The 21217-nt window shown below is 73.1% G+C and carries 20 protein-coding genes; 12 read left to right on the top strand and 8 right to left on the bottom strand.

Annotated features, from left to right (window positions below):
- Genes SZ60_RS04640 through SZ60_RS04615 form a run of 6 tightly spaced genes read left to right on the top strand, consistent with a single transcriptional unit; the run spans nt 1 to nt 5416 of the window.
- The gene (locus tag SZ60_RS04640; protein ID WP_082059877.1) at nt 1-1071 is read left to right on the top strand and encodes a polyprenyl synthetase family protein; all 1071 of its coding nucleotides are present in this window, start codon (nt 1-3) and stop codon (nt 1069-1071) included.
- A complete protein-coding gene (locus SZ60_RS04635) occupies nt 1068-1949 on the top strand; it encodes a phytoene/squalene synthase family protein (protein WP_043594088.1) in 882 nt (293 codons plus the stop codon). Before SZ60_RS04640 ends, SZ60_RS04635 begins: the two co-directional genes overlap by 4 nt.
- Complete coding sequence (gene crtI, locus SZ60_RS04630) at nt 1946-3649, top strand: phytoene desaturase family protein (RefSeq protein WP_082059876.1); 1704 nt, start codon at nt 1946-1948, stop codon at nt 3647-3649. Before SZ60_RS04635 ends, crtI begins: the two co-directional genes overlap by 4 nt.
- On the top strand, nt 3649-4023 hold the full coding sequence (locus tag SZ60_RS04625; RefSeq protein ID WP_043594086.1) for a lycopene cyclase domain-containing protein: 375 nt from the start codon (nt 3649-3651) through the stop codon (nt 4021-4023). The genes crtI and SZ60_RS04625 overlap by 1 nt, the downstream gene beginning before the upstream one ends.
- Nucleotides 4020-4436 (top strand): lycopene cyclase domain-containing protein, encoded by a 417-nt coding sequence (locus SZ60_RS04620; protein WP_043594084.1) that lies wholly within the window; start codon nt 4020-4022, stop codon nt 4434-4436. The genes SZ60_RS04625 and SZ60_RS04620 overlap by 4 nt, the downstream gene beginning before the upstream one ends.
- Nucleotides 4433-5416 carry a prenyltransferase gene (locus tag SZ60_RS04615; RefSeq protein ID WP_231567050.1) on the top strand — a complete coding sequence of 328 codons (984 nt, stop codon included), beginning with the start codon at nt 4433-4435 and terminating at the stop codon, nt 5414-5416. The genes SZ60_RS04620 and SZ60_RS04615 overlap by 4 nt, the downstream gene beginning before the upstream one ends.
- A gap of 66 nt (nt 5417-5482) precedes the next feature.
- Here the strand turns inward: SZ60_RS04615 and SZ60_RS04610 are convergent, their stop codons facing one another.
- Nucleotides 5483-6016: a MarR family winged helix-turn-helix transcriptional regulator gene (locus tag SZ60_RS04610; protein WP_231567049.1), complete on the bottom strand. Its 534-nt coding sequence runs from the start codon at nt 6014-6016 to the stop codon at nt 5483-5485.
- Nucleotides 6017-6119: 103 nt separating this feature from the next.
- Here SZ60_RS04610 and SZ60_RS04605 point away from each other — a divergent pair, with 103 nt between their 5' ends.
- The 5 genes from SZ60_RS04605 to SZ60_RS04585 all read left to right on the top strand — a co-directional run bounded on the left by SZ60_RS04605 (nt 6120) and on the right by SZ60_RS04585 (nt 10064).
- Complete coding sequence (locus SZ60_RS04605; protein ID WP_052505158.1) at nt 6120-7508, top strand: glycosyltransferase 87 family protein; 1389 nt, start codon at nt 6120-6122, stop codon at nt 7506-7508.
- 136 nt (nt 7509-7644) lie between these two features.
- Complete coding sequence (locus SZ60_RS17095; RefSeq protein ID WP_043594082.1) at nt 7645-8055, top strand: hypothetical protein; 411 nt, start codon at nt 7645-7647, stop codon at nt 8053-8055.
- Nucleotides 8048-8476: a phage holin family protein gene (locus tag SZ60_RS04595; protein WP_043594080.1), complete on the top strand. Its 429-nt coding sequence runs from the start codon at nt 8048-8050 to the stop codon at nt 8474-8476. Before SZ60_RS17095 ends, SZ60_RS04595 begins: the two co-directional genes overlap by 8 nt.
- Nucleotides 8457-8873 (top strand): DUF3618 domain-containing protein, encoded by a 417-nt coding sequence (locus tag SZ60_RS04590; protein ID WP_043594078.1) that lies wholly within the window; start codon nt 8457-8459, stop codon nt 8871-8873. Before SZ60_RS04595 ends, SZ60_RS04590 begins: the two co-directional genes overlap by 20 nt.
- A gap of 3 nt (nt 8874-8876) precedes the next feature.
- Entirely contained in the window at nt 8877-10064 is a 1188-nt protein-coding gene (locus SZ60_RS04585) for a YihY/virulence factor BrkB family protein (RefSeq protein WP_043594077.1), read from the top strand.
- A gap of 86 nt (nt 10065-10150) precedes the next feature.
- On the opposite strand, the gene SZ60_RS17090 is transcribed toward SZ60_RS04585, so the two are convergent.
- The 4 genes from SZ60_RS17090 to acs form a co-directional block, all read right to left on the bottom strand.
- Nucleotides 10151-10327 carry a hypothetical protein gene (locus SZ60_RS17090; protein WP_156155485.1) on the bottom strand — a complete coding sequence of 59 codons (177 nt, stop codon included), beginning with the start codon at nt 10325-10327 and terminating at the stop codon, nt 10151-10153.
- A 102-nt stretch (nt 10328-10429) separates the two neighbouring features.
- Nucleotides 10430-11227, bottom strand: a complete 798-nt coding sequence (locus SZ60_RS04580; protein WP_043594075.1) for an isocitrate lyase/phosphoenolpyruvate mutase family protein — start codon at nt 11225-11227, stop codon at nt 10430-10432.
- A 59-nt stretch (nt 11228-11286) separates the two neighbouring features.
- Complete coding sequence (locus tag SZ60_RS04575) at nt 11287-11889, bottom strand: nitroreductase family protein (RefSeq protein WP_043594074.1); 603 nt, start codon at nt 11887-11889, stop codon at nt 11287-11289.
- A 90-nt stretch (nt 11890-11979) separates the two neighbouring features.
- On the bottom strand, nt 11980-14037 hold the full coding sequence (gene acs, locus SZ60_RS04570) for an acetate--CoA ligase (RefSeq protein WP_043594072.1): 2058 nt from the start codon (nt 14035-14037) through the stop codon (nt 11980-11982).
- A 161-nt stretch (nt 14038-14198) separates the two neighbouring features.
- Here acs and SZ60_RS17085 point away from each other — a divergent pair, with 161 nt between their 5' ends.
- Entirely contained in the window at nt 14199-16637 is a 2439-nt protein-coding gene (locus tag SZ60_RS17085; RefSeq protein WP_231567048.1) for a S8 family serine peptidase, read from the top strand.
- Nucleotides 16638-16654: 17 nt separating this feature from the next.
- On the opposite strand, the gene SZ60_RS04560 is transcribed toward SZ60_RS17085, so the two are convergent.
- The 3 genes from SZ60_RS04560 to SZ60_RS04550 are packed head-to-tail and all read right to left on the bottom strand — an operon-like array spanning nt 16655 to nt 20885.
- Complete coding sequence (locus SZ60_RS04560) at nt 16655-19459, bottom strand: FtsX-like permease family protein (RefSeq protein ID WP_043594070.1); 2805 nt, start codon at nt 19457-19459, stop codon at nt 16655-16657.
- Nucleotides 19456-20184 carry an ABC transporter ATP-binding protein gene (locus SZ60_RS04555; RefSeq protein ID WP_043594069.1) on the bottom strand — a complete coding sequence of 243 codons (729 nt, stop codon included), beginning with the start codon at nt 20182-20184 and terminating at the stop codon, nt 19456-19458. Before SZ60_RS04555 ends, SZ60_RS04560 begins: the two co-directional genes overlap by 4 nt.
- Nucleotides 20181-20885, bottom strand: coding sequence for a PadR family transcriptional regulator (locus tag SZ60_RS04550; RefSeq protein ID WP_043594067.1), 705 nt, complete (start codon nt 20883-20885; stop codon nt 20181-20183). The genes SZ60_RS04555 and SZ60_RS04550 overlap by 4 nt, the downstream gene beginning before the upstream one ends.
- Between the last annotated feature and the right edge of the window lie 332 nt (nt 20886-21217).

The raw sequence follows: 21217 nt of genomic DNA, 5'->3' as shown, positions 1-21217 counted from the left end.
GTGGACGGTGATCACCTGCACGCAGGCACGCGGGCGAGACACGATCGTGTCGACGCCGTCCTCGACGACTTCTTCGCGCTGGCCAAGCGCCGCGCCGAGTCGGTGGGCTGGCGATACGTCGACCTGTGGTCGGTGCTCGAGCGCAACAGCGCCGGGGGGAAGCGTTTCCGGCCCCGCATGGTCTTCACGGCCTACGACGCCCTCGGGGGCACCGACGACGAGGCCGTGGCCCGGGTCGGTGCGGCCTTCGAGTTGCTGCACACGGCCCTGATCGTCCACGACGACGTCATCGACCGCGACTTCTCGCGGCGCGGCATCCCCAACGTCTCGGGCAGCTATCGCGACACCGCGACGACGGCGGGCATCCCGACCCCCGCGGCAGAGCACCGGGGCATGTCGGCCGCCGTGATCGCCGGCGACCTCGCCCTGACCGGGGCCAGCCGCATGCTGCTCGGCATCGGTTGCCAGGACCACGTCCGCACGCGTTTGCTCGACCTGCTCGACGAGGCGATCTTCGTCAGCGCGGGCGGAGAGATGGTCGACGTCGAGTTCTCGCTGTCCGCCGACCTGCCGACCGTCGACGAGATCCTCGAGATGGAGCGCGCCAAGACGGCCGTCTACTCGTTCGAGGCACCGCTGCAGGCGGGCGCCGTCCTGGCCGGTGCGGGCGAGGCCGTCGTCACGGCGGTCGGCGACTTCGGCCGCGAGGTCGGGGTCGCGTACCAGGTGGTGGACGACCTGCTCGGCGTCTTCGGCACCGAAGAGGCGACCGGCAAGACCACACGCGGCGATCTGCGTGAGGGCAAGCGCACGGTGCTCGTCGCCCACGCCGCGACCACCGACGAGTGGTTCACGATCCAGCCGTTCATCGGCAAGGCCGACCTCAGCGAGGCCGAGGCCGAGCACGTCCGTGGTCGCCTCGAGGTCTGCGGCGCCCGCTCCTTCGCCGAGGGACTCGTCGAGCAGCACGCCCGCCGTGCGCTCGACGTGCTCGACCGGGCCGAGGTGCCCGAGTCGTTGCGCGAGGCGTTGACGCCGGTCGTCCAGGACGTCCTCGAGAGGGTGCGATGACGGGCCTGTCGCTGTACGACTCCGTGGCCGACGCGACCGCGGGAGGCGTGATCCGCCGCTATTCGACGTCCTTCGGCCTGGCGTCCCGCCTGCTGGGCGGCGAGGTGCGGCAGCACGTCGAGAACGTGTACGCGCTCGTGCGCGTCGCGGACGAGATCGTCGACGGCCCCGCGACCGAGGCCGGTCTGGGCGCCGAGGCGGCCGGCCGGTTGCTCGATGGCTTCGAGGCCGAGACCGAGCGGGCCCTGGTCGAGGGATTCAGCCCCAACCTGGTCGTGCACGCCTTCGCCCGCACCGCCCGCGCCACCGGGTTCGGTGCCGAGCTCACCGCTCCCTTCTTCGCCTCCATGCGGGCCGACCTCAGCGCCCGCGAGCACGACCAGGCCTCGTTCGACGCCTACGTGTACGGCTCGGCCGAGGTCGTCGGCCTGATGTGCCTGAAGGCGTTCCTGCAGGGGCACTCCTTCCCGTCGAGCACGGTCGCCGAGCTCGAAGAGGGGGCTCGCCGCCTGGGCGCGGCCTTCCAGAAGGTGAACTTCCTGCGCGACCTCGCAGCCGACTTCGAGCAGCTCGGCCGCAGCTACTTCCCCGGCGTCGACGTGACCACGTTCGACGAGCAGACCAAGACGAGACTGGTGCGAGACATCGACGACGACCTCCGCGTGAGCGGCGAGATCATCCCCGTGCTGCCGACGTCCTCGCGTCGTGCGGTGGCACTGGCCCACGGCCTGTTCGCCGAGCTGAACCGGCGTCTCGAGGCGACCCCCGCCTCCTCCCTGGTCCGGGCGCGCGTGCGCGTGCCGAACCCGGTCAAGGTCCGCATCGCCGCGGGGGCCGCGGCCGGTCGCGTCACGCGCCTGCCCGAGGCCCGCGCATGAGCCGCGACACGGTCGACCGCGGGGCCACGGGGGCCGGCACCGGTGCGCCCGACGAGTCGCACGGCCTCAGCGTCACCCGCCACGGCCGCCGCGTCGTCGTGATCGGTGGTGGCATCAGCGGCCTGGCCTCGGCCGCGCTGCTGGCCCGCGAAGGCCACGAGGTCACCCTGCTCGAGAAGAACGACGAGGTCGGCGGCCGCGCCGGGTCGTGGAGCCACGAGGGCTTCCGCTTCGACCTCGGCCCGAGCTGGTACCTCATGCCCGAGGTCTTCGACCACTTCTTCCGCCTGATGGGCACGTCGGCGGCCGAGCGCCTCGACCTCGTCGAACTCGACCCGGGCTACCGCGTGCTGTTCGAGCCGACGCCCGACGACCCCGCGGCCAGCGCACCGATCGACGTGCCCCGCGGGCTCGACCAGAACGTCGAGCTCTTCGAGCGCGTCGAGCCCGGCAGCGGCGAACGCATGCGCCGGTACCTGCGCTCGGCCCGCGACACCTACGAGATCGCCAAGCGGCGGTTCCTCTACACGAGCTTCGGCAGCCTCACGCCGCTGCTGCGCGGCGACGTGCTGGTGCGCCTGCCGAAGCTGGCGCGGCTGCTGCTGACGAGCCTCGACTCGTACGCCTCCCGCACGGTGACCGACCCGCGCCTCCGACAGATCCTGGGGTACCCCGCGGTCTTCCTCGGTTCGTCGCCGTTCGACACCCCGAGCATGTACCACCTGATGAGCACGCTCGACCTCGACGACGGCGTCCTGTACCCGCAGGGCGGCCTGATCTCGGTGATCGAGGCGATCCGCGACGTGGCCGTCGAGGCCGGGGTGACCGTCGTGACCGGCGCGGCCGTGACGCAGATCGTCACGCAGCCGCTCGCAGCCGAGGGCGCTGCCCTGCCGCGCGGCTCGAAGGCGACCGCCGAGGCGACCGGGGTCGACTGGACCGACGCCGAGGGCGAGACGCACCGCGTCGACGCCGACCTCGTCGTCAGCGCGGCCGACCTGCACCACACCGAGACGCAGCTGTTGCCGCGCGAGCTGCGCACCTACGACTCGTCGTACTGGGCGAAGAAGAACCCCGGGCCGAGCGCCCTGCTGCTCTACCTGGGCGTCGAGGGCGAGATCCCCGAGCTCGAGCACCACACGCTGCTCTTCGCCCGGGACTGGCACGAGAACTTCGAGCGGATCTTCGGTGCCGACAAGCGCATCCCCGACCCGCCGTCGCTGTACGTCTGCAAACCGAGCACGGTCGACCCGTCGACGGCGCCCGCCGGTCACACGAACCTCTTCGTCCTGGTGCCGCTGCCCGCCGACCCTGCGCTCGGCTCCGGCGACGTCGACGGTGACGGCGACCCGATGATCGAGCGGCTCGCCGACGGCGTCATCGCCCAGATCGCCGAGTGGGCGCACGTGCCCGACCTCGCCGACCGCGTCGTGGTCCGACGCACCCGCGGACCGCGGGACTTCGTCGACGACGTCAACGCCTGGAGCGGCAGCATGCTCGGTCCCGCGCACACGCTCGCCCAGAGCGCCCTGTTCCGCACCGGCAACGTCTCGACCCGCGTCGACTCGCTGTTCTACGCCGGCGGGTCGGTCCGCCCCGGCATCGGCCTGCCGATGTGCCTGATCAGCGCCGAGGTCCTGCTCAAGAACCTGCGCGGCGACACCAGCACCGAGCCGCTCCCCGAGCCCGCCGCCGGCTGATGGGGTTCGTCTACCTCGCGGCGTTGCTCGTCTCGCTGTTCGGAATGGTGATGCTCGACCGCAGGTTCCACCTGTTCTTCTGGCGCGACGTGCCCCGGGCCGCGGTGACGCTGCTGGTCGGCGTCGTGTTCTTCCTGATCTGGGACGTCGTGGGCATCGACCTCGGCATCTTCTTCCGGGGCGAGACCTCGTTCATGACCGGCGTCCTGGTGGCGACCGAGCTGCCGCTCGAAGAGCTCTTCTTCCTGGCGCTGCTCTGCTACCTGACGATGAACCTCCTGGCCGGAGCCCGGATGGCGGCGGCGGTCGTCCTCGACCGGCGCGACGAGAGCCACGCGCGGGCCGGTCGCCGGGCGGACGGCGTGGCGTCGTGACCTACTGGGCCGTCAACGCGGTGTTCCTGTCGATCGTCGCGGTGCTCGGGGTGCTGGCGCTGGTGGCCGCAGGGGTGCGTGGCCGGGCCGCGCGCGCCTCCTCGTCCCCGGCCGAGACGTCGCGGCGGCGACGCGAACGGCTGCTGGGGGCGGGCCTCGCGACGGGCGTGCTGCTCGTGATGACCGCCGTGTTCGACAACGTCATGATCGGCATCGGACTGGTCGGCTACGACGCCGCCCGCATCAGCGGCGTCTTCGTGGGCATCGCCCCGCTCGAGGACTTCGCCTACGCGGTCGCGGCGCTGGTCCTGCTGCCCTCGGTGTGGGTGCTGCTCGGCGGCCCCAAGACGCCCCGCGCTCCCGCGGCGCCGGCGGCCGGCGGATCGACGACCGTGAAGGAGGCGCGCTCGTGAACACGCTCAAGGCCCTGTTCGTCTCGTCCCGGCCCCTGAGCTGGATCAACACGGCGTTCCCGTTCGCGGCGGCGTACGTGCTGACGTCGCTGCTCGCGCCGACGACGACCGGGTACCTGGGCTCGTACCAGCCGCTGTCCCAGGTCGACGTGACGCCGGCCGGCACGGAGGCCGTCATCTTCCTCACGGCCGAGAACGTGCTGGGCCCGGTGAACTGGCTCGTACTGATCGTCGGCGCGCTCTACTTCTTGATCCCCTACAACCTCGCGATGTACGGCATCAACGACGTCTTCGACTACGAGAGCGACCTGCACAACCCGCGCAAGGGCGGAGTCGAGGGCGCGCTGCTCGATCGCAGCCTGCACCGCACGACGTTGCGCGCGGCGGTGATCACGAACGTCCCGTTCCTGGTGTTCCTCGTGGCGGTCGGCAGTCCGCTGAGCTGGCTCGTGCTGGCCGTCAGCGTCTTCGCGGTGATCGCCTACTCGGCCCCCGGCCTGCGCTTCAAGGAGCGCCCCTTCGTCGACTCGATCACCTCGAGCACGCACTTCGTCAGCCCCGCCGTCTACGGTCTCGTGCTGGCCGGGGCCACGTTCACGCCCCAGCTGTGGGCGCTGCTCGGGGCGTTCTTCCTCTGGGGCGTCGCGAGTCACGCGTTCGGTGCCGTGCAGGACGTGCTGGCCGACCGCGAGGGCGGCATCTCGTCGATCGCGACCGAGATCGGGGCTCGCTCGACGGTGCGTCTCTCGGTGGTGGCCTACCTGCTGGCCGGCGTGCTGCTGACCTTCACCGATTGGCCCGGCCCGCTGGCGGCCCTGCTCACCCTGCCCTACGCGATGAGCTGCGCCCCGTGGTGGAACGTGACCGACGACCGGGCCGAAGAGGTCAACCGTGGGTGGCGGCGCTTCCTGGCCCTCAACTTCGTCAGCGGGTTCGTCGTGACGATGCTGATGATCTGGTGGGTCTTCCTGCGGAACTGACGCCGCGCCTCCTGCGCTCGTCGGCCCTCGGCCCGCCGGGTCGGGCGGGTCGGGCGGGCCGGGCGATCAGGGACGCCAGCCGAGGTTGAGCGCGGCCGTGCGGAGGAACCGCACCGTGGTCGCGTGGGCGCCCGGCTCGGCCCCCCGGACCGTCTCGTCGCGGATGCCGTCGACGACGTCGACGAGCTTGCGGTGCGCGAGGCTCCCGCGCTCGGTGAGGGCGTAGCGACCGTCACCGACCCCGTCGGTCGCGAGGCTCACCCAGCCGCTCTCGACCAGCTCGGCGAGGTGGTCCGAACTCGACTCGCCCGTGGCCGGGTCGAGGAAGGGCGCGACGGCCCCGTCGAGGGTGGTGCGGGTGGCCGGGCCCCGCTCGAGCAGGTTCAGCAGTTGCCATTGACGGCGAGTGACCCCGTGTTCGTCGAGGACCTCCTCGAAGCGCCGGTCGATCAGCCCGTCCACGAGTCTCAGCCAGAAGCCGATCGGGCGCCCCCGGTCGACGGCCAGGTCGTCGTCGACGCTGCCGAGGTCGTGAGGTGCGTGCGTGTCGTCGGTCGGCGGAGTGACCTCGCCTCCGTCTGCGGAACGTCGTCGGTCCATGGACGGCACCGTACACCGGTCGGACCTCCGCCTCGAGAGGGATCTTCCGATGGATTCACCTGCCGGAAAGACAACGGCAAGGCCGCGGCCTTACATTCGAGGCGTGACCACCTCGAGCGCCGTCGCGCCTGCGCCCCTCCCCACGCGACTGCGCCGCACCTGGTCGCGCGTGCAGGCCCATCCGCGCGGCCTGCTCTACGGTTTCGTCGCCGTGCACGCCGCCGTGTTCCTCGCGCTCACGCCGCTGATGATCGGCGGCGGGGTCACCGGCGACCTGCCGCTCTACCGCCTCTGGGCGACGGGGGCCCTGAGCGAGGGGGTCTGGCCCGTCCTCGACTTCTCGTGGGTCTACCCGGCCGGGGCCCTCGTGCCGATCGTGCTGCCGAACGTCTTCGGTGAACAGCACTACCAGTTCGTCTGGCTGGCCCTGCTGACCGCGCTCGACGCCGCCGCGCTCTGGCTGTTGACCGACCGCGGCCGACGCACGGTCGACAACCGGGCCGCCTGGTGGTGGCTGCTCGTGACGCTCGTGCTCAGCCCCGTCGCGTTCCTGCGGCTCGAGGGGTTCAGCGCGCCGTTGGTCGTCGCCGCCCTGATGCTGCTCTCGACGCGTCCGCGGGTGGCCGGGCTGCTGCTGGCGGCGGCCACGTGGATCAAGGTCTGGCCCGCCGCCGTCATCGCGGCGGTCGTCGTCGGGTCGCGTCACCGGGCGGTCGTGCTGCGCGGGGGAGTGCTCGTCACCATGGTCGTCGTGTCGTGCGTGTTGCTCGGCCGGGGGGCCGACGACATCACGAGCTTCGTCACGATGCAGTCGGGGCGGGCCCTGCAACTCGAGGCGACGCTCTCGACGCCCTGGCTCTGGATGGCCATGCTGCGCGTCCCCGGCGCTTCGGTGTACCAGAACGTCGCCCTCGCCACCCGCGAGGTGATGGGCCCAGGCGACACCTGGATGATCAACGACAGCACCCAGGTCATGCTCGCCGTCCTCGTGCTGCTGGCGGGTGTCCTGGCCGTGGCCAGCTTCGGCCTGCCCCGACGGGGAGGGCTCCGGAGGCGCGGGTCGGCAGCGTCCGCCGGCGCCGCGGCCGTCGTCCCGGCTCGTGGCCGCGACGACGAGTTCGGCACGGTGCTGCTCGGCGCCCTGACCCTCACCCTCGCCTTCGTCGTCTTCAACAAGGTGGGCTCGCCGCAGTACCTGCTCTGGATCGTGCCGATCGTGGCCGTCGGGTACGCCTCGCGCCCCGAGGCGTTCCGGACGCCGGCCGTGTTGACCGCCTGGGCCTCGGGGCTCACGACGCTGGTCTTCCCGATCCTCTACCGATCCCTGATCGAGCTCGACCCGGTGGCCGTGCTCGTCCTGGGCGCCCGCAACGCCCTGCTCGTGGTGTTGTTCTGCTGGTGCACGGTGCGACTCGTGCGGCTGGCGGTCGCCACGGTGCGCAGCGACGCGCTCGAGGTGCGCGTCCCGCTGGTGGCGACCCGCGCCTCCTGACCGCGGCGCCGGGGTGGCTCGTCCCCCGCATGCCGACGGACGGCGTCGTCCACGGATGCCCGGCCAATCTGGGCCGCGTGCGCCGGGTCGTGCCAGCGTGGAAGGCCTACCTGCCACCACGAGCCAAGGAGCACCCATGAAAGGCAAGATCCTCTTCGTCGCAGGAGCGGCCGTCGGATACGTCCTCGGAGCCCGCGCGGGTCGCGGCGCGTACGTCAAGATCAAGGACCAGGCCGAGAGCCTGTGGGAGAACCCGACCGTCCAGAAGGGCGTCCAGCAGGCCGAGGGCTTCGTGAAGGAGAACGCTCCGATCGTCGCCAAGAAGGCGCAGGACGTCGCGAACGACGCCGCCCACGCGGTCGGCTCCAAGGCGAAGTCCGTGTCGGGCAAGGGCTCGGACGCCACCGACAAGGCCGCCGCCAAGGCGACCGAGGCGGCGCACAAGGCCGCCGACAAGGTGAACGAGAAGGCCGACGACGTCAAGAAGCAGACCGCGGGCACCAGCCCCGACGACGACAAGCTGCCGGGGGTGACGGTCGGTGAGTGACCTGAAGGCACCCGAACAGAGCACCAAACGTTCGCTCGGCTCGCTGATCGGCAGCCTGCCCGAGCTGATCTCGCGGCTGATCCGCGGCGAGATCGCGCTGGCCAAGACCGAGCTCGCCACCAAGGCCAAAGAGGCCGGGGTGGGTGTCGGCTTGTTGGTCGGCGCCGCCCTGTTCGGCTTCTTCCTGCTCGCCGTGCTCATCACGGCCGTTGTGTTGGGGCTGGCGACGGTCGTCGCTCCCTGGCTCGCGGCGCTCATCGTCGCTGCCGTCCTGCTCGTCATCACGGCCGTGCTGGCACTGCTCGGCATCAAGGCCCTCAAGAAGGGCGTGCCGCCGACCCCGGAGAAGGCCGTCGCCAGCGTGAAGGCCGACGTCAGCGCATTGAAAGGGCAGGGCAGCTATGACTCCGAGAAGCACTGACGCGAGCGATCACGACGCACACGGCACGGCGAAGCGCGGCAAGGGCGACGAGCCCGACCCCCGTGCCGAGCTCGCCGAGGCCCGTGCGGCCGAGGAGCGCGCCGATGCCCACGGCAGCACGTCGCCCGACAAGGATGCCGAGAACGCCACCGGGCCCCGCCCCGGTGCGAGCATCCCCGAGATCGAGCTCGACCTCGCCCGCACCCGTGAAGAGTTCGCGGCCACGCTCGACGCCATCGAGGACAAGCTGAGCGTCCCCGCCCACGCCCGTCGGCTGAAGGCGAGCGTCAAACGGCGCCTCGACAGCGACCCGAAGCCCGTCATGGCGGCCGCCGCGGCCGGCACCGTCGGCGTCGTGGCGCTCGTCGCCGGCATCGTCAAGACGATCAGGCGCTGACCCGTGGCCCAGAAGAGCACCGAGCGCGAGCAGCAGTCACCCGACGAGGACGACTCGCGCAAGCCGCAAGACCTGACGGACGTCTCCAAGCCCTCGTGGGGGTACGTGCTGGGCAAGACCCAGCGCGAGTTCACGCGTGACCAGTGCACCGACCTCGCCGCCGCGCTCACGTACTACGCGGTGCTGGCGATCTTCCCGGCGTTGCTGGCGATCGTGTCGCTGCTCGGAGTCGTGGGGCAGGCGGACTCGACCGCCAAGACGCTGCTCGACCTCGTCTCGCAGTTCGGCTCGCCGCAGGTCGCCGACCTGCTGCGGGACCCGATCATGCAGCTCACCGGTTCGCCGGCCGCCGGGGTCGCTCTGATCGTCGGTGTGCTGGGTGCCCTCTGGTCGGCCTCCGGTTACGTGGGTGCCTTCGGTCGGGCCATGAACCGCGTCTACGGCATCGACGAGGGGCGTCCGATCTGGAAGCTCCGCCCGACCATGCTCGGCGTCACGGCGTTCACGGTCGTGCTCATCGTCGTCGCGGCGCTCATCCTGGTCATCAGCGGTCCCGTGGCCGAGACGGTCGGCGACCTCGTCGGACTGGGCAGCACCGCGGTGTTCGTCTGGGACATCGCGAAGCTGCCGATCCTCGCGATCATCGCCGTCGTGATCGTCGCGGTGCTCTACTACTGGGCCCCGAACGTCAAGCAGCCGAAGTTCAAGTGGATGAGCCTCGGGTCGCTCGTGGCGCTCGTCATCTGGTTGGTCGCGTCCGTGGGGTTCGCCTTCTACATCGCGAACTTCTCGAACTACAACAAGACGTACGGCTCGCTCGGTGCGGTCATCGTCTTCCTGCTGTGGCTCTGGATCACGAACAACGCCCTGCTCTTCGGGGCCGAGTTCGACGCCGAGCTCGAGCGTGGCCGCGAGTTGCAGGCCGGCCTCCGGGCCGAGCGCGACATCCTGCTGCCGCCCCGCGACACCGCCCAGAGCGAGAAGAAGGCCGCGGCCCTCGCCAAGGACGAACTCGCCGGGATGCGACTGCGTCAGGCCGCCGCCGCGACGATCGAGCGGAACGGCGACGAGGTGCCCGAGCCGGACGGCGAGGGCGGCTCCGAGGCGTCCGAGTCCGACCGGAAGAAGGACGAGCGCGCCGACGGCGGGCACTCGAAGGGCGACCGTTCGAAGGGCGACCGCGACGACTAGGTGACGTCCTTCGACGACGCGACCCGCGCCTCCTCGGCTCTCACGAGCTCGGGAGGCGCGGGTCGTCTCTCGTGCGGCGGCAACGGTCACCGGGTCGCGTCCGCCCCGACCGGCGTGCCGCACCCGACCTGCGGGTGCTCGTCGGGCGTGCCGCATCCGACCTGCGCGTGCGCGATGTGCGTGCCGAACCCGACCTGCACGTGCTCGTCGGGCGTGCCGAACCCGACCTGCGCGTGCGCGACGTGCGTGCCGAACCCGACCATGCCGTGGCGACACGCCGCCCGACAGGCGATGCGGACGGCGTGTCGTGCTCGGATGGTCGCGAATTGCACACCGGGGTGAAGGGGCTGGGCGTCCCAGGCGGGCTAGAACTCGAAGCCGAGCTCGGACGGGTAGTCGCCGCGCGCGGTGAGCGTGGTCGCGGCGTCGCGCAGGTGCGACAGCGTCAGGCCCATCGTGGTCGGGCCGAAGCTGACCCGCGAGACGCCGAGCCCGGCCAGGCGGGCGAGCGGGACGGACGACGGGTTCGAGATGACGCTGACCTTGCCGTGGATCTGGTCGAGGGCGGCCTTGACGAGATCTTCGGTGCCCAGACCGAGGACGAACGCGCAGTCGGCGCCGGCATCGAGGTAGGCGTTGGCGCGGGTGATCGCGTCGTCGAACGAATCGGGGTCGCCGGCCAGGGCGTCGACCCGGGCGTTGATCACGATCGGCACACCGGCGCGATCGCCGGCGCGGCGGGCGGCGGCGATCTTCGAGACCTGGGTGTCGATGTCGTACAGCGGCGCCTTGGCCTGGCCGATGCTGTCCTCGATGTTGAGACCGGCGGCGCCCTCTTCGATGAGGCGGAAGACGTTGTCGAGCGTGCCGGCGGCGTCGGTCGCGTAGGCCTTCTCGAAGTCGACGGAGACGGGCAGATCGACCGAGCGGATCACGATGCGGGCGGCGGCCAGCATGTCGTCGACGTCGAGGCCCTCGCCGTCCTCGACGCCGTGCGCCTCGCTGATCGAGTGGGAGGCGGTGGCCAATGCCTTCACGCCCGGTGCGCCCGCGACGATGCGCGCGGTGATGCTGTCCCAGACGTTCGTCACGATCAGCGGGTCGCCGGGGATGTGGAGGGAGCGGAGGAGTTCGGCCTTCTCGGCCGTGCTGGAGATCGACATGCGCCCAGCCAACCAGCCCGGGCTGGCAGGCACCAGCCCGGGCTCGCCTCGCCGAGCTGCTAGTCGCGTCGCAGGACGAGCTCGCTGAGCGGCAGGCGCTCGCGGGGGGCGGTCTCGCGCTCGGCCAGGGCCTCGATCAGCTTGTCGGCCTCGTCGACGACGCCGACGGCCGTGATCGTGACGGGCTTGAGGTTGTCGGTCAGGTCGAACGCGGCGACGATCTTGTCCCACTCGACGCCGGCCATCTGGTGGGTGTGGAAGCCTTCGGCGTGGGCCTGCACCGTGAGGTGGGCGACGGCCTGGCCGAGGTCGTACTCGGCGGTCGGGCGTGCGTCGCCCTCGACGGTCGAGGTCTCGGCGACGGCCACGATCAGTGCCGCGGCGTTGCCGGCCCACATCGCGTTGAAGCTCATGAGGGTGCCGACGATCGTGTCGAACGACTCGCTGCCGCGGCGGGCCACGATGAAGCGGCGGGGCTGGTGGTTCTGGGCCGACGGGGCCCAGCGGGCGGCCTCGAGCAGGGCGTCGAGCTGGCGGTCCGAGATCTCGGCGGTCGGGTCGAACGAGCGCGGGCTCCAGCGCTCGTCGAGGAGCGACACGAGGGGCACGCTGGTCTCGGCGGTGCGGACGGTGGACGGGGCGGTGGACTCGGAGATCGACATGGTGCCTCTTTCTTCTCGGTGACAAGGGGGTGGGCGCGCCGTCGAGCCACGGACACGACAACTCCGCCCGCCCCCGCGTGATTCCCGACGTCAGGAGGCGCGGGTCGCCTCCGCGAGGATCGCCGCGACCCGTCCGGGCACGGTCTCGTCCTGCAGGCTCGTCGTGTCACCCAGGGGGCGGCCGTCGACGATGTCGGCCAGCAGCCGCCGCATGATCTTGCCCGAGCGGGTCTTGGGCAGGTCGGGCACGACGAGCACGGTCGCGGGCTTGGCGATCGGCCCGATCTGATCGGCCACGTGGGCGCGCAGCACGGGGGACAGCGACCCCGCGAGCGGAGCCCACACGGACGGCTCGGCGACGTCGCCGGCGTCCCGCACCGCGCCTCCTGCCGGTCGTGCCGCAGGCACCACGAAGGCCGCGATCGCCTGGCCGGTGCGCTCGTCGGCCACGCCGACGACGGCCGCCTCGGCGACGGCCGGATGCGACACGAGCGATGACTCGATCTCGATGGTCGACAGGCGGTGACCCGACACGTTGATCACGTCGTCGACCCGCCCGAGCACCCAGATGTCGCCGTCCGCGTCGTACTTCGCGCCGTCGCCCGAGAAGAACCAGCCCTGCCGCCAGTAGGTCGCCCAGTAGCTGTCGCGGTACCGCTCGGGGTCGCCCCAGACCGTGCGGGCGAGCGCCGGCCCGGTCTGCTGGACCACGAGGTAGCCGCCACTGCCGTTCGGGACGCGCTCGCCGGCGTCGTCGACCACGGCGGTCGAGAGCCCGGGCAGGGCCCGCAGCGACGAGCCCGGCTTGAGGGTGTCGGCCCCGGGCAGCGGGGCCATGACGGCGGCCCCCGTCTCGGACTGCCACCAGGTGTCGACGATCGGGCACCGGCCCCGGCCGAACTGCTCGTGGAACCAGACCCACGCTTCGGGGTTGATGGCCTCGCCGACCGTGCCGAGCAGGCGCAGCGACGAGAGGTCGTGGGTGTCGGGCAATCCGTCGGGGAACCACGACGACAGCGTCCGCACCAGCGTCGGGGCCGTGTAGTAGGTGGTCACGCCGTAGCGCTCGATGATCTCGAGGTGCCGGGCCGGGTGGGGGGTGTCGGGCGTGCCCTCGTAGATCACCTGGGTCAGGCCGTTCGACAGCGGACCGTAGATCTCGTAGGTGTGCGCCGTCACCCAGGCGAGGTCGGCCGTGCACCAGTGCACGTCGTCGGGCTTGACGTCGAAGACGGCCCAGTGGGTCCAGTTCGCCTGCGTCAGGTAGCCGCCGCTCGTGTGCACGAGTCCCTTGGGCTTCCCGGTGGTGCCGCTCGTGTACATGATGAACAGCGGCGTCTCGGCGCCGAAGTACTCGGGCTCGTCGGTGTCGGGCTGGTCGTCGACGACATCGTGCCACCACAGGTCGCGGCCGTCCGTCCACGGCACGTCGGGCGTCTGCTCGCCGGTGCGCCGGACGACGAGCACGTGCTCGATCTCGTTGTCGCCGCTGACCGCGTGGTCGGCGTTCGCCTTGACCGGCACCGCGGTGCCACGACGGAACTGCCCGTCGGTCGTGACCAGCAGCTTGGCGCGGGTGTCCTCGACGCGGAACTTCAGCGCCTCGCCCGAGAACCCGCCGAAGACCAACGAGTGGATGGCACCGAGACGGGCGATGGCGAGGGTCACCACGATCGTCTCGGCGATCACCGGCAGGTAGACGACCACGCGGTCGCCCTTCCCCACGCCGAGCGACCGCAAGCCGTTGGCGGCCTTCACGACCTCGCGCTGCAGCTGCGCGTACGTGATGTCGCGACGGTCGCCGGGCTCGCCCTCGACGTGCAGGGCGACCTTGTCGCCAAGGCCGGAGTCGACGTGCCGGTCGACGCAGTTGACGGCGACGTTGAGCGTGCCGTCGGCGAACCAGGTCGCCTCGGGCACGGTGAGCTCGCCGCCCGGCCCCTCGGTCACGGGCTTCCAGGTGTGCGCGACCGTCCACGGCGTGTGCCAGTCGAGCCGCTGCGACGCCTCGGCCCAGAACGCCACGGGGTCGGCGGCCGCCCGCGCGTGCTCGGCGGACCTGACGTTGGCCCCCTCGACGAGCGCGGGAGGCGCGGCGAAGGTCCGTCGCTCGTCGAGCAGGTTCGAGATGGTGTCGCTGGTGGCCATGCGCCCCACGCTACGGGCGGCTCGGCGGCGTCGGGCGCCGCGGGGCAACGCTGCGTAACGCGCGGGCGATCCGGAGGGTGGGGACGAGGCGTGCGACCGAGTCCTGCCGAGGCGGCAGGATCGTGACCCCGCCGTGATGCGTCGCCGCTTATCGTTGCCAGGTGATCAGCAGCCCTCGACGTCCTCTCGCTCGTCGATCGACCCGTGCACTGGGTGGGGCGGCGCTCGCCGCGGTGCTCGTGCTCGCACCGGTCACGGCCTTCGCCGCGGACGCCCCGGCGACCGCCACCTCGTCCCCGGCCCCGGCGACCGCCACCTCGTCTCCGGCGCCGACGACCGCCGTCCCCCAGCTGTCCGCGCCCGCCTCGAGCTCGGTGCCGACCGCCGTCGACGCGATGACCTACGTCGTCAACGCCGCGCCCGGTGCCGTCACGACCGACGCGGCGTCGGCCGCCGTGGTCGCCGCGGGCGGCACCGTCCTCGCCCGGTGGGACGAGATCGGGGTGGTGACCGCGCGGTCGACCGCAGCCGACTTCGTCGACCGGGTCCGCGCCTCCTCGGCGGTCGGATCGGCGGGTCCGACGCGGACGGCCGCCGTCCGGACGGCGGCCGGAGCCGACCCGCGCGACGACGCGGGCTCCGTGCCGGCCCCGACGGTCGGTGTGCAGTCGACCGGCCTGGCCGAGCGGGTGACCGACGTGGCCGACCCCGCCGAGGAACGAGGGTGGAACGACCAGGCCGTGCACGCGGCCGAGGCGCGGGCGGTGCAGCCCGGCAGCCGCGACGTGCTGGTCGGCGTGCTCGACAGCGGGATCGATGCGACGCACCCCGACCTCGCCTCGCAGGTCGACCCGGCCGCCTCGGTGGGCTGCAGCGTGGACGGCGTCGCCGACAGCGACCCCGCCGCCTGGGCGCCCTCACCCGACGCCGCGACGAGCACGCGCGAACACGGCACCCACGTGGCGGGCGTCATCGCCGCGGCCGACGACGGCCGGGGTGTCGTCGGCGTCGCCCCGGGCGTGCGGCTGGCGAGCGTCAAAGTCGTCGACGCGAACGGCTTCATCTACCCCGAGTACGCGATCTGCGGTTACATGTGGGCGGCGCAGCAGCAGATGGACGTGACGAACGCCAGCCTCTTCGTCGACCCGTGGGCCGCCTGGTGCTCGGCCGACCCCGACCAGGCCCCGGCCCTCGAGGCGGTCGCGCGGGCCGTCGCCTGGTCGCAGCACGAGGGCGTCCTCGACGTGGCGGCCGCCGGCAACGCCGCGACCGGTGCCGTCGCCGTCGACCTCGCCCACAAGACGACCGACTCGCTCAGCCCGAACGACTCGACCCCGCAGTCGGGGCGTGACGTCTCGCAGGGGTGCGCGCAGCTGCCCGCCGAGGTCGACGGCGTCGTCACGGTCTCGTCGGCCCAGCAGGGCACCGGGGGCTCGATCGAGAAGTCCCGTTTCTCGAACTACGGGGCGGGCGTCGTCGACCTGACGGCCCCCGGGTCCGCCGTGCTCAGCACGGTGCCGGGTGGCGGGTTCGCCGCCCTCAGCGGGACCTCGATGGCGGCTCCGCACGTGGCCGGGGTCGCGGCCCTGCTGGCGAGCGTGCATCCGGACGCGACCCCGGCCCAGCTGCGTGACCTGCTCACCCGTCAGGCCGGCGGTGAGACCCCGGCCGAGTACTTCGGGGCCGGCATGGTCGACGCCTTCGCCGCCGTGACCGAAGACCTCTCGCTCGGACCGGTCGTCGTCGCCCCCGACGGCACGCTGCGGGCGGGCGCGGCGGCCACCCTGCGCGGCACCGGCTTCGTGCCCGGCGAGACGGTCCGGGCCGAGGGGGACGCGTTCGACGAGTCGACGTCGACCGTCGCCGACGAGCGTGGGCGGGTCCAGCTGCCCGTCCGGCTCTCGCCCGGCACCCCGCCGGGCCCCTCGACGTTCGCCGTGGTCGGGTCGTCGGGCGCGAGCGCGGTCGTCGACGTCGAGGTGCAGGAGGCGCTGGCCGGCCCGGTCGTCACCTCACCCTCCGGCGGGGCACGGGTGCCCTCGGGGCAGGACGTGGTCGTCGAGGGCACCTCGATCGACTCCGCCCGCGTCACCGTCACCGTGGAGCCCGCCGCAGAGGTTCTCGCGTCGACCCGGGCCGTGGCGGCCGCTGCCGTGTCCACCACGGTCCGCGCCCAGCAGGACGGAACGTTCAGCGCGACGTTCTTCGGCCTCGCCGAGGGGGACTGGCACGTCTCGGCCGTCACCCGGACGGTGGACGACGTCGTCTCGGCCACCGGCCCCGTCGTCCTCTTCGCCGTCGACCCGCTCCCCGCTCCCGCGCCGGATGACGAGAGCGGCGTCCCGGTCGGGCCCGGGGCCGCGCCGGCCGGCCAGGGGTCCACGTCGCCCGCCCCGGGTGCGCGGCCGGGCGGGACCGTGCTCGACGCGGGTGCCTCGGGACGCCGGATCGCCGCCGAGCCGGCCCGCGCCTCCTCGGATGCTCTCGCCTGGACGGGCTCCGAGCCGGGGCCGGTGGCTCTCGCGGCCCTGCTGATCGTCGTGTTCGGCGTGGTCGGCGTCGGCGTCGGGCGGCGTCGTCCCGTCGACGACGGCCGGTAGCGACGCCGACGCGCTCGTCAGTCCAGCACGGGTCGCCGCACGAGGGAGCGCGGTCGACGGCTCGTCAGGGCACTGCCGGCGGCGACGACGAGGGGAAGCCCGACGACGACGACGACCAGCACCCACCACGGTGGGGTGAACGGTAGGTCGGAGGCCCAGACCATGGCCCCCGTCGGCACCAGGCCCAGGATGGTGCCCAGTACGGCACCCGTGCCGACGACCACCACGCCCTGCCAGAACGACATGGCGCGTCGCTGGGCGTCCGTGCCGCCGACGGCCTGCATGGTCACCTGGTCGCTCAGCCCCTCGGCGCGGGCGAGACCCAGGGCGACCGCGGCTGCCGCGGCACAGACGAGGGTCGTCGCGACGAGTGCCAGCACGAGTGCCAGGTCGAGGCCCCGATCGACGGGACTCGTCTCGACCGTCGCCCGGCCGTCGGTGGCGGCGGTGACCGCGGCCCGGAGGCCGGCGGCCTCGTCCTCGGTCGGTTGCCGGTCGGTGGCCATCACCACGGCACGCTGGGTCAGCTCGAAGCCCAGCCGCTCGGCGGTCCCGGGGCTCATCAGGACGGCCCCGGTGCTGAGCGTCGTCGGACGCTGGACGACGGCCGGGAGCGACACGGACGTCGAGGGGGTGGCCGAGGCGTCGAAGCCGTCCTCGACCTCGGCCGGGGTGGCGAGACCGATGGTGGCTTCGCCGTCGACGACGAGCGACGGGTCGAAGGCGATGACGCCGCCCGACTCGAACGCGGCTCGGGCGGCCGTGGACGGAGCGGCCCCCAGGGTCACGGCGAGGCCGTCCTCGTCGGTCACGATGATGTTGTCCTGTGACGTGAACGAGCCGAGCGGGTAGTCGCAGGCAGGGTCGGCATCGGTGATCCGCTGCGCCTCACGGGACGACAGGCCCTCGAGGCGCCCCGTCGACGAGTCGCAACGGTCGGGGACGGTCAGCACGGCCCACGGCGTGACCGCGTCGACGGCGACCGGGGCGCCGTTCGAGTCGTAACCGCTGGGGACCGGGGTCTGCCACACGGCACGGTCGCCCACCGGGAGGTCGCGCGCGACGGCGGCGACGGCCGCGGAGTCGAGCGAGGCCGCCTCGGGGGAGCCGCCCGGCACGCGGAGGTCGGACGCCTGGTCGTACGAGATCGCCACGGTGCCCGCCGGGTAGGGGCGGTAGAAGGAGTCCTCGGACTGTCGTGCGGCCGCGGTCGACATCGAGACGCCGAACACCGCGACGAACACCGCCGTGGTGACGGCCGCCACGGCGGGAGCGGTGCGCGCGACCCCGTGGGAGGCGTCGCGCAGGGCGAGCCGCAACGGCACGGGTGCGAGCGTGGACGCGCGTCCGAGCCGACGGACGAGCGTCGGCACGAGCAGCAGGACGCCGACGAGGGCGACCACGGCGGAGACCGCGAGGCCGACGAACGCCGCCCACCACCAGCGTGAGCCGACCGGGACCGAGGTGGCGTACGAGGTCCATCCCGCCCCGAAGCAGGCGAGCACGCCGCCGACGACGAGGACGCCGGCGAGCACGGCGGACCGTCGGCCGCGGCCGCGGCCCCGGTCCGACGCGGCGTCCACCGCGCCGGAGGCCGTCCCGCCGCGCAGCGAGTCCATCACGTCGACCCGGGCGGCACGACGCGCGGGCACCACGGCCGCGATCCACGACACGGCGACGGCGAAGAGCCCGATGCCCGCGACCACGACGCCGGGGACGTGGACGCCCCAGAACGCGAACGGGCCCACGTCGACGCCGGCTCGACGGGCGAGGGCCACGACGCCGATGCCGAGGTCGACGCCGACGGCGAGACCGGTGACCGCGGCGACGACGCCGACCCACACCCCCTGCCGCGTCACGACGCGCGTCAGCGTGCGCTGGTCGGCACCGACCGCGGCGAGCACGGCCAGGGTGCGGCGTTGCCGACGGGCCCCGACCCCGAAGGCCGCCCCCGCGAGAAGGGCGACCTCGGCGCCGGCGAACACGGCGAAGACCACGCCGAGGGCGGCGTAGGTGCCCGTGCTGCCGTAGCCCGCCTCGCTCTCGAGGCCGGGGGTGCCGTCGGGCGGAGGGTCGGCGACGACCGCGGCCGACCAGACGACGAATCCCGCGCGTCCCAACTCGCGCACCTCGGCCCAATCGACGGCGTCGCCCACGAGGTACTGCTCGGTCGACGACGAGGAGGCCGTCGACGACGGGTCGGGCAGACCCGCCGCCAGGTCGTCACGGGCGAACACCTGTCGGTCGTCCGTGCCGCCGCCGACCTCGGACATGATGCCGACGACCGTCACCTCGAGGTCGCGTGCACCGTCGGCGCCGGGAACGCGGTGGAGGGTCGTGGTCGACCCGGTCTCGAGCCCGTCGTCGCGGGCGAGGGCGGGCGTGACGAGCACCTCGTCGCCCTGCTCGGCGGCCCGCCCCCGCTCGAGCACGTAGCGGCCCTCGAAGGCCGGGTCCGTCACCGGTCCGATCACGACGCCGGCAGGGGACGTGCCGACCCGGGTCCAGAGGGTGCGCAGGGTGAGCGTCCGGTCGACCCCGGGCACGACGTCGGCCGGCGCGCGGTAGGTCACCTCGTCGCCCGACCACTGGTTCAGCCCCCGGACGGACTGCCGGGTCTCGTAGCCGGTCCAGTGCACCCGGGCGGCCGTGTGGCCCAGCGTCGAGGTGATCTCCTGGCGGGTCGTCGGCATCGCACTCGCGACGAGCACCGCCGCCCCCGAGGCGCCGGCCACGGGCAGCGCGATCAGCAGCACGACCATCACGTACTCGCGCAGGCGCTTGAGCACCTGGCGACGCGCGACGAGGCCGCCGGCCGTCACCGCGCCTCCGGGGTCAGCAGCGACTCGGGCCCTCGCGGCGCGGACTCGTCCACGAGGCGGCCGTCGCGGAGGAACACGATCCGGTCGGCCCAGGCGGCGTGTCGGGCGTCGTGCGTGACGAGCAGGCCTGCGGCACCTGCGTCGACCCGTTCGCGCAACAGGCCCATGACCTCGTCGCCCGTGCTGCTGTCGAGCGCGCCGGTCGGTTCGTCGGCGAGGACGAGGCGACGGCTGCCGACGAGGGCGCGCGCGATGGCGACCCGCTGCTGCTCGCCGCCCGAGAGCTCGGCGGGGAAGGCCCGCCCGCGACCGGCGAGGCCGAGGGCGGCCAGGGCGTCGTCGGCGGCACGCCGGGCGGCACGGGTGCCGATGCCGTCGAGTTCGAGCGGCAGGGCGACGTTCTCGGCCGCGGTCAACGTCGAGACGAGGTTGAACTGCTGGAACACGAAGCCGACCGACCGGCGTCGCACCCGGGCGACCTCGGCCGCGCTCAGGTCGGCGAGCCAGGTGCCGTCGACCTGCACGTGCCCGGCGGTCGGCGTCGTCAGGCCGCCCGCGATCGCCAAGAGGGTCGATTTGCCCGAGCCGGACGCGCCCATGACGGCGACCAGTTCGCCCTCGAGGACGGTCAGGCTCACGCCGTCGAGGGCGGTGCGGGCGAGGTCGCCGGTTCCGTGTTCGTGCCCCACCCCGAGCAGGGTCAGCACCTCGGCGCGCCCGGTCACGACCGGCCTCGCGCGGTGGGTGCCGGGTCCGGCGTCAGGGCCGTGGATCGGGGCACACCCGTCGTCGGGGCCACGGCCTCGACCGCCCACTGCCGTTCGGCGAGCGACGCACGACGCAGGCTCGACTCGACGTGGTCGAGCCAGCGCACCTCGGCCTCGGCCGCGAAGATCATCGAGTCGACGACGAGGCGCCAGGCGAACTCTCCGGGCGCGCCCGGGTCGCCGCCGGCGTGCTTGGTGCGGGTCAGCCGCTGCAGCTTAGCCAAGGAGGCGCGGCGCTGCGTCTGCACGAGCGTCGCCACGTCCACCCCCGGCAGGGTCGCGGCGAGGGCGAACTTGAGCGGCAGCTCGTCGCGGGTGGCGTCGGGGGTGTCGACGGCCGTGCCGAGCCAGCGGGCGACCTCGGCCCGCCCGGCGGCCGTGATGCGCCAGAGCCGCTGCTGCTCGCCCACGGGGTGCGTGGTGCCCGCCGCCGAGGCCTCGGCGGCGGGTGCCCCTTCGGCCTCGGGCGACGTGCCGTCCGGCGCGGGCTCGTCGCGCTCGACGAGCCCGTCGCGGTCGAGCCGGTCGAGGGTGGAGTACACCTGGCCGACGTTGAGCGGCCAGGTGGACCCGGTGCGCCGGTCGAACTCGCTGCGCAGCTGATAGCCGTAGCCCGGGCCCTGGTCGAGGATCGCCAACAGGCCGAGTCGCACGGTCATGCGGCCGCCCCGCCGTCCGGTCGTGCCGTCACGTGGCCTCCTGTGATCGAATGGCGACGTCGCCCTGCGGCGCTCGTGCATACCGAGTATGCCCGGCATCGCGGGCTCCGACAACCGGCGCCCGGCGACGTCCGTCACCGACGTCCTCGACGACGGCGTCCGACGGTGGTCCGCACCACACCGCGCCGCACCGCACCGCCGCACCGCACCACCGCGCCGCACCACCGGTCACGCCACCGGGCCGGGCCCGGTCCGTCGTCCGTCCGGCACCGGAGCCGCGGCCCGGTCTCGGACGCCGACCGACCTAGGATGGTCCGCGACCCGCCGCCGCC

Source organism: Frigoribacterium sp. MEB024 (genome assembly GCF_000878135.1).
Classification (GTDB): domain Bacteria; phylum Actinomycetota; class Actinomycetes; order Actinomycetales; family Microbacteriaceae; genus Frigoribacterium.
This window is presented reverse-complemented; position numbering and strand designations above follow the sequence as displayed.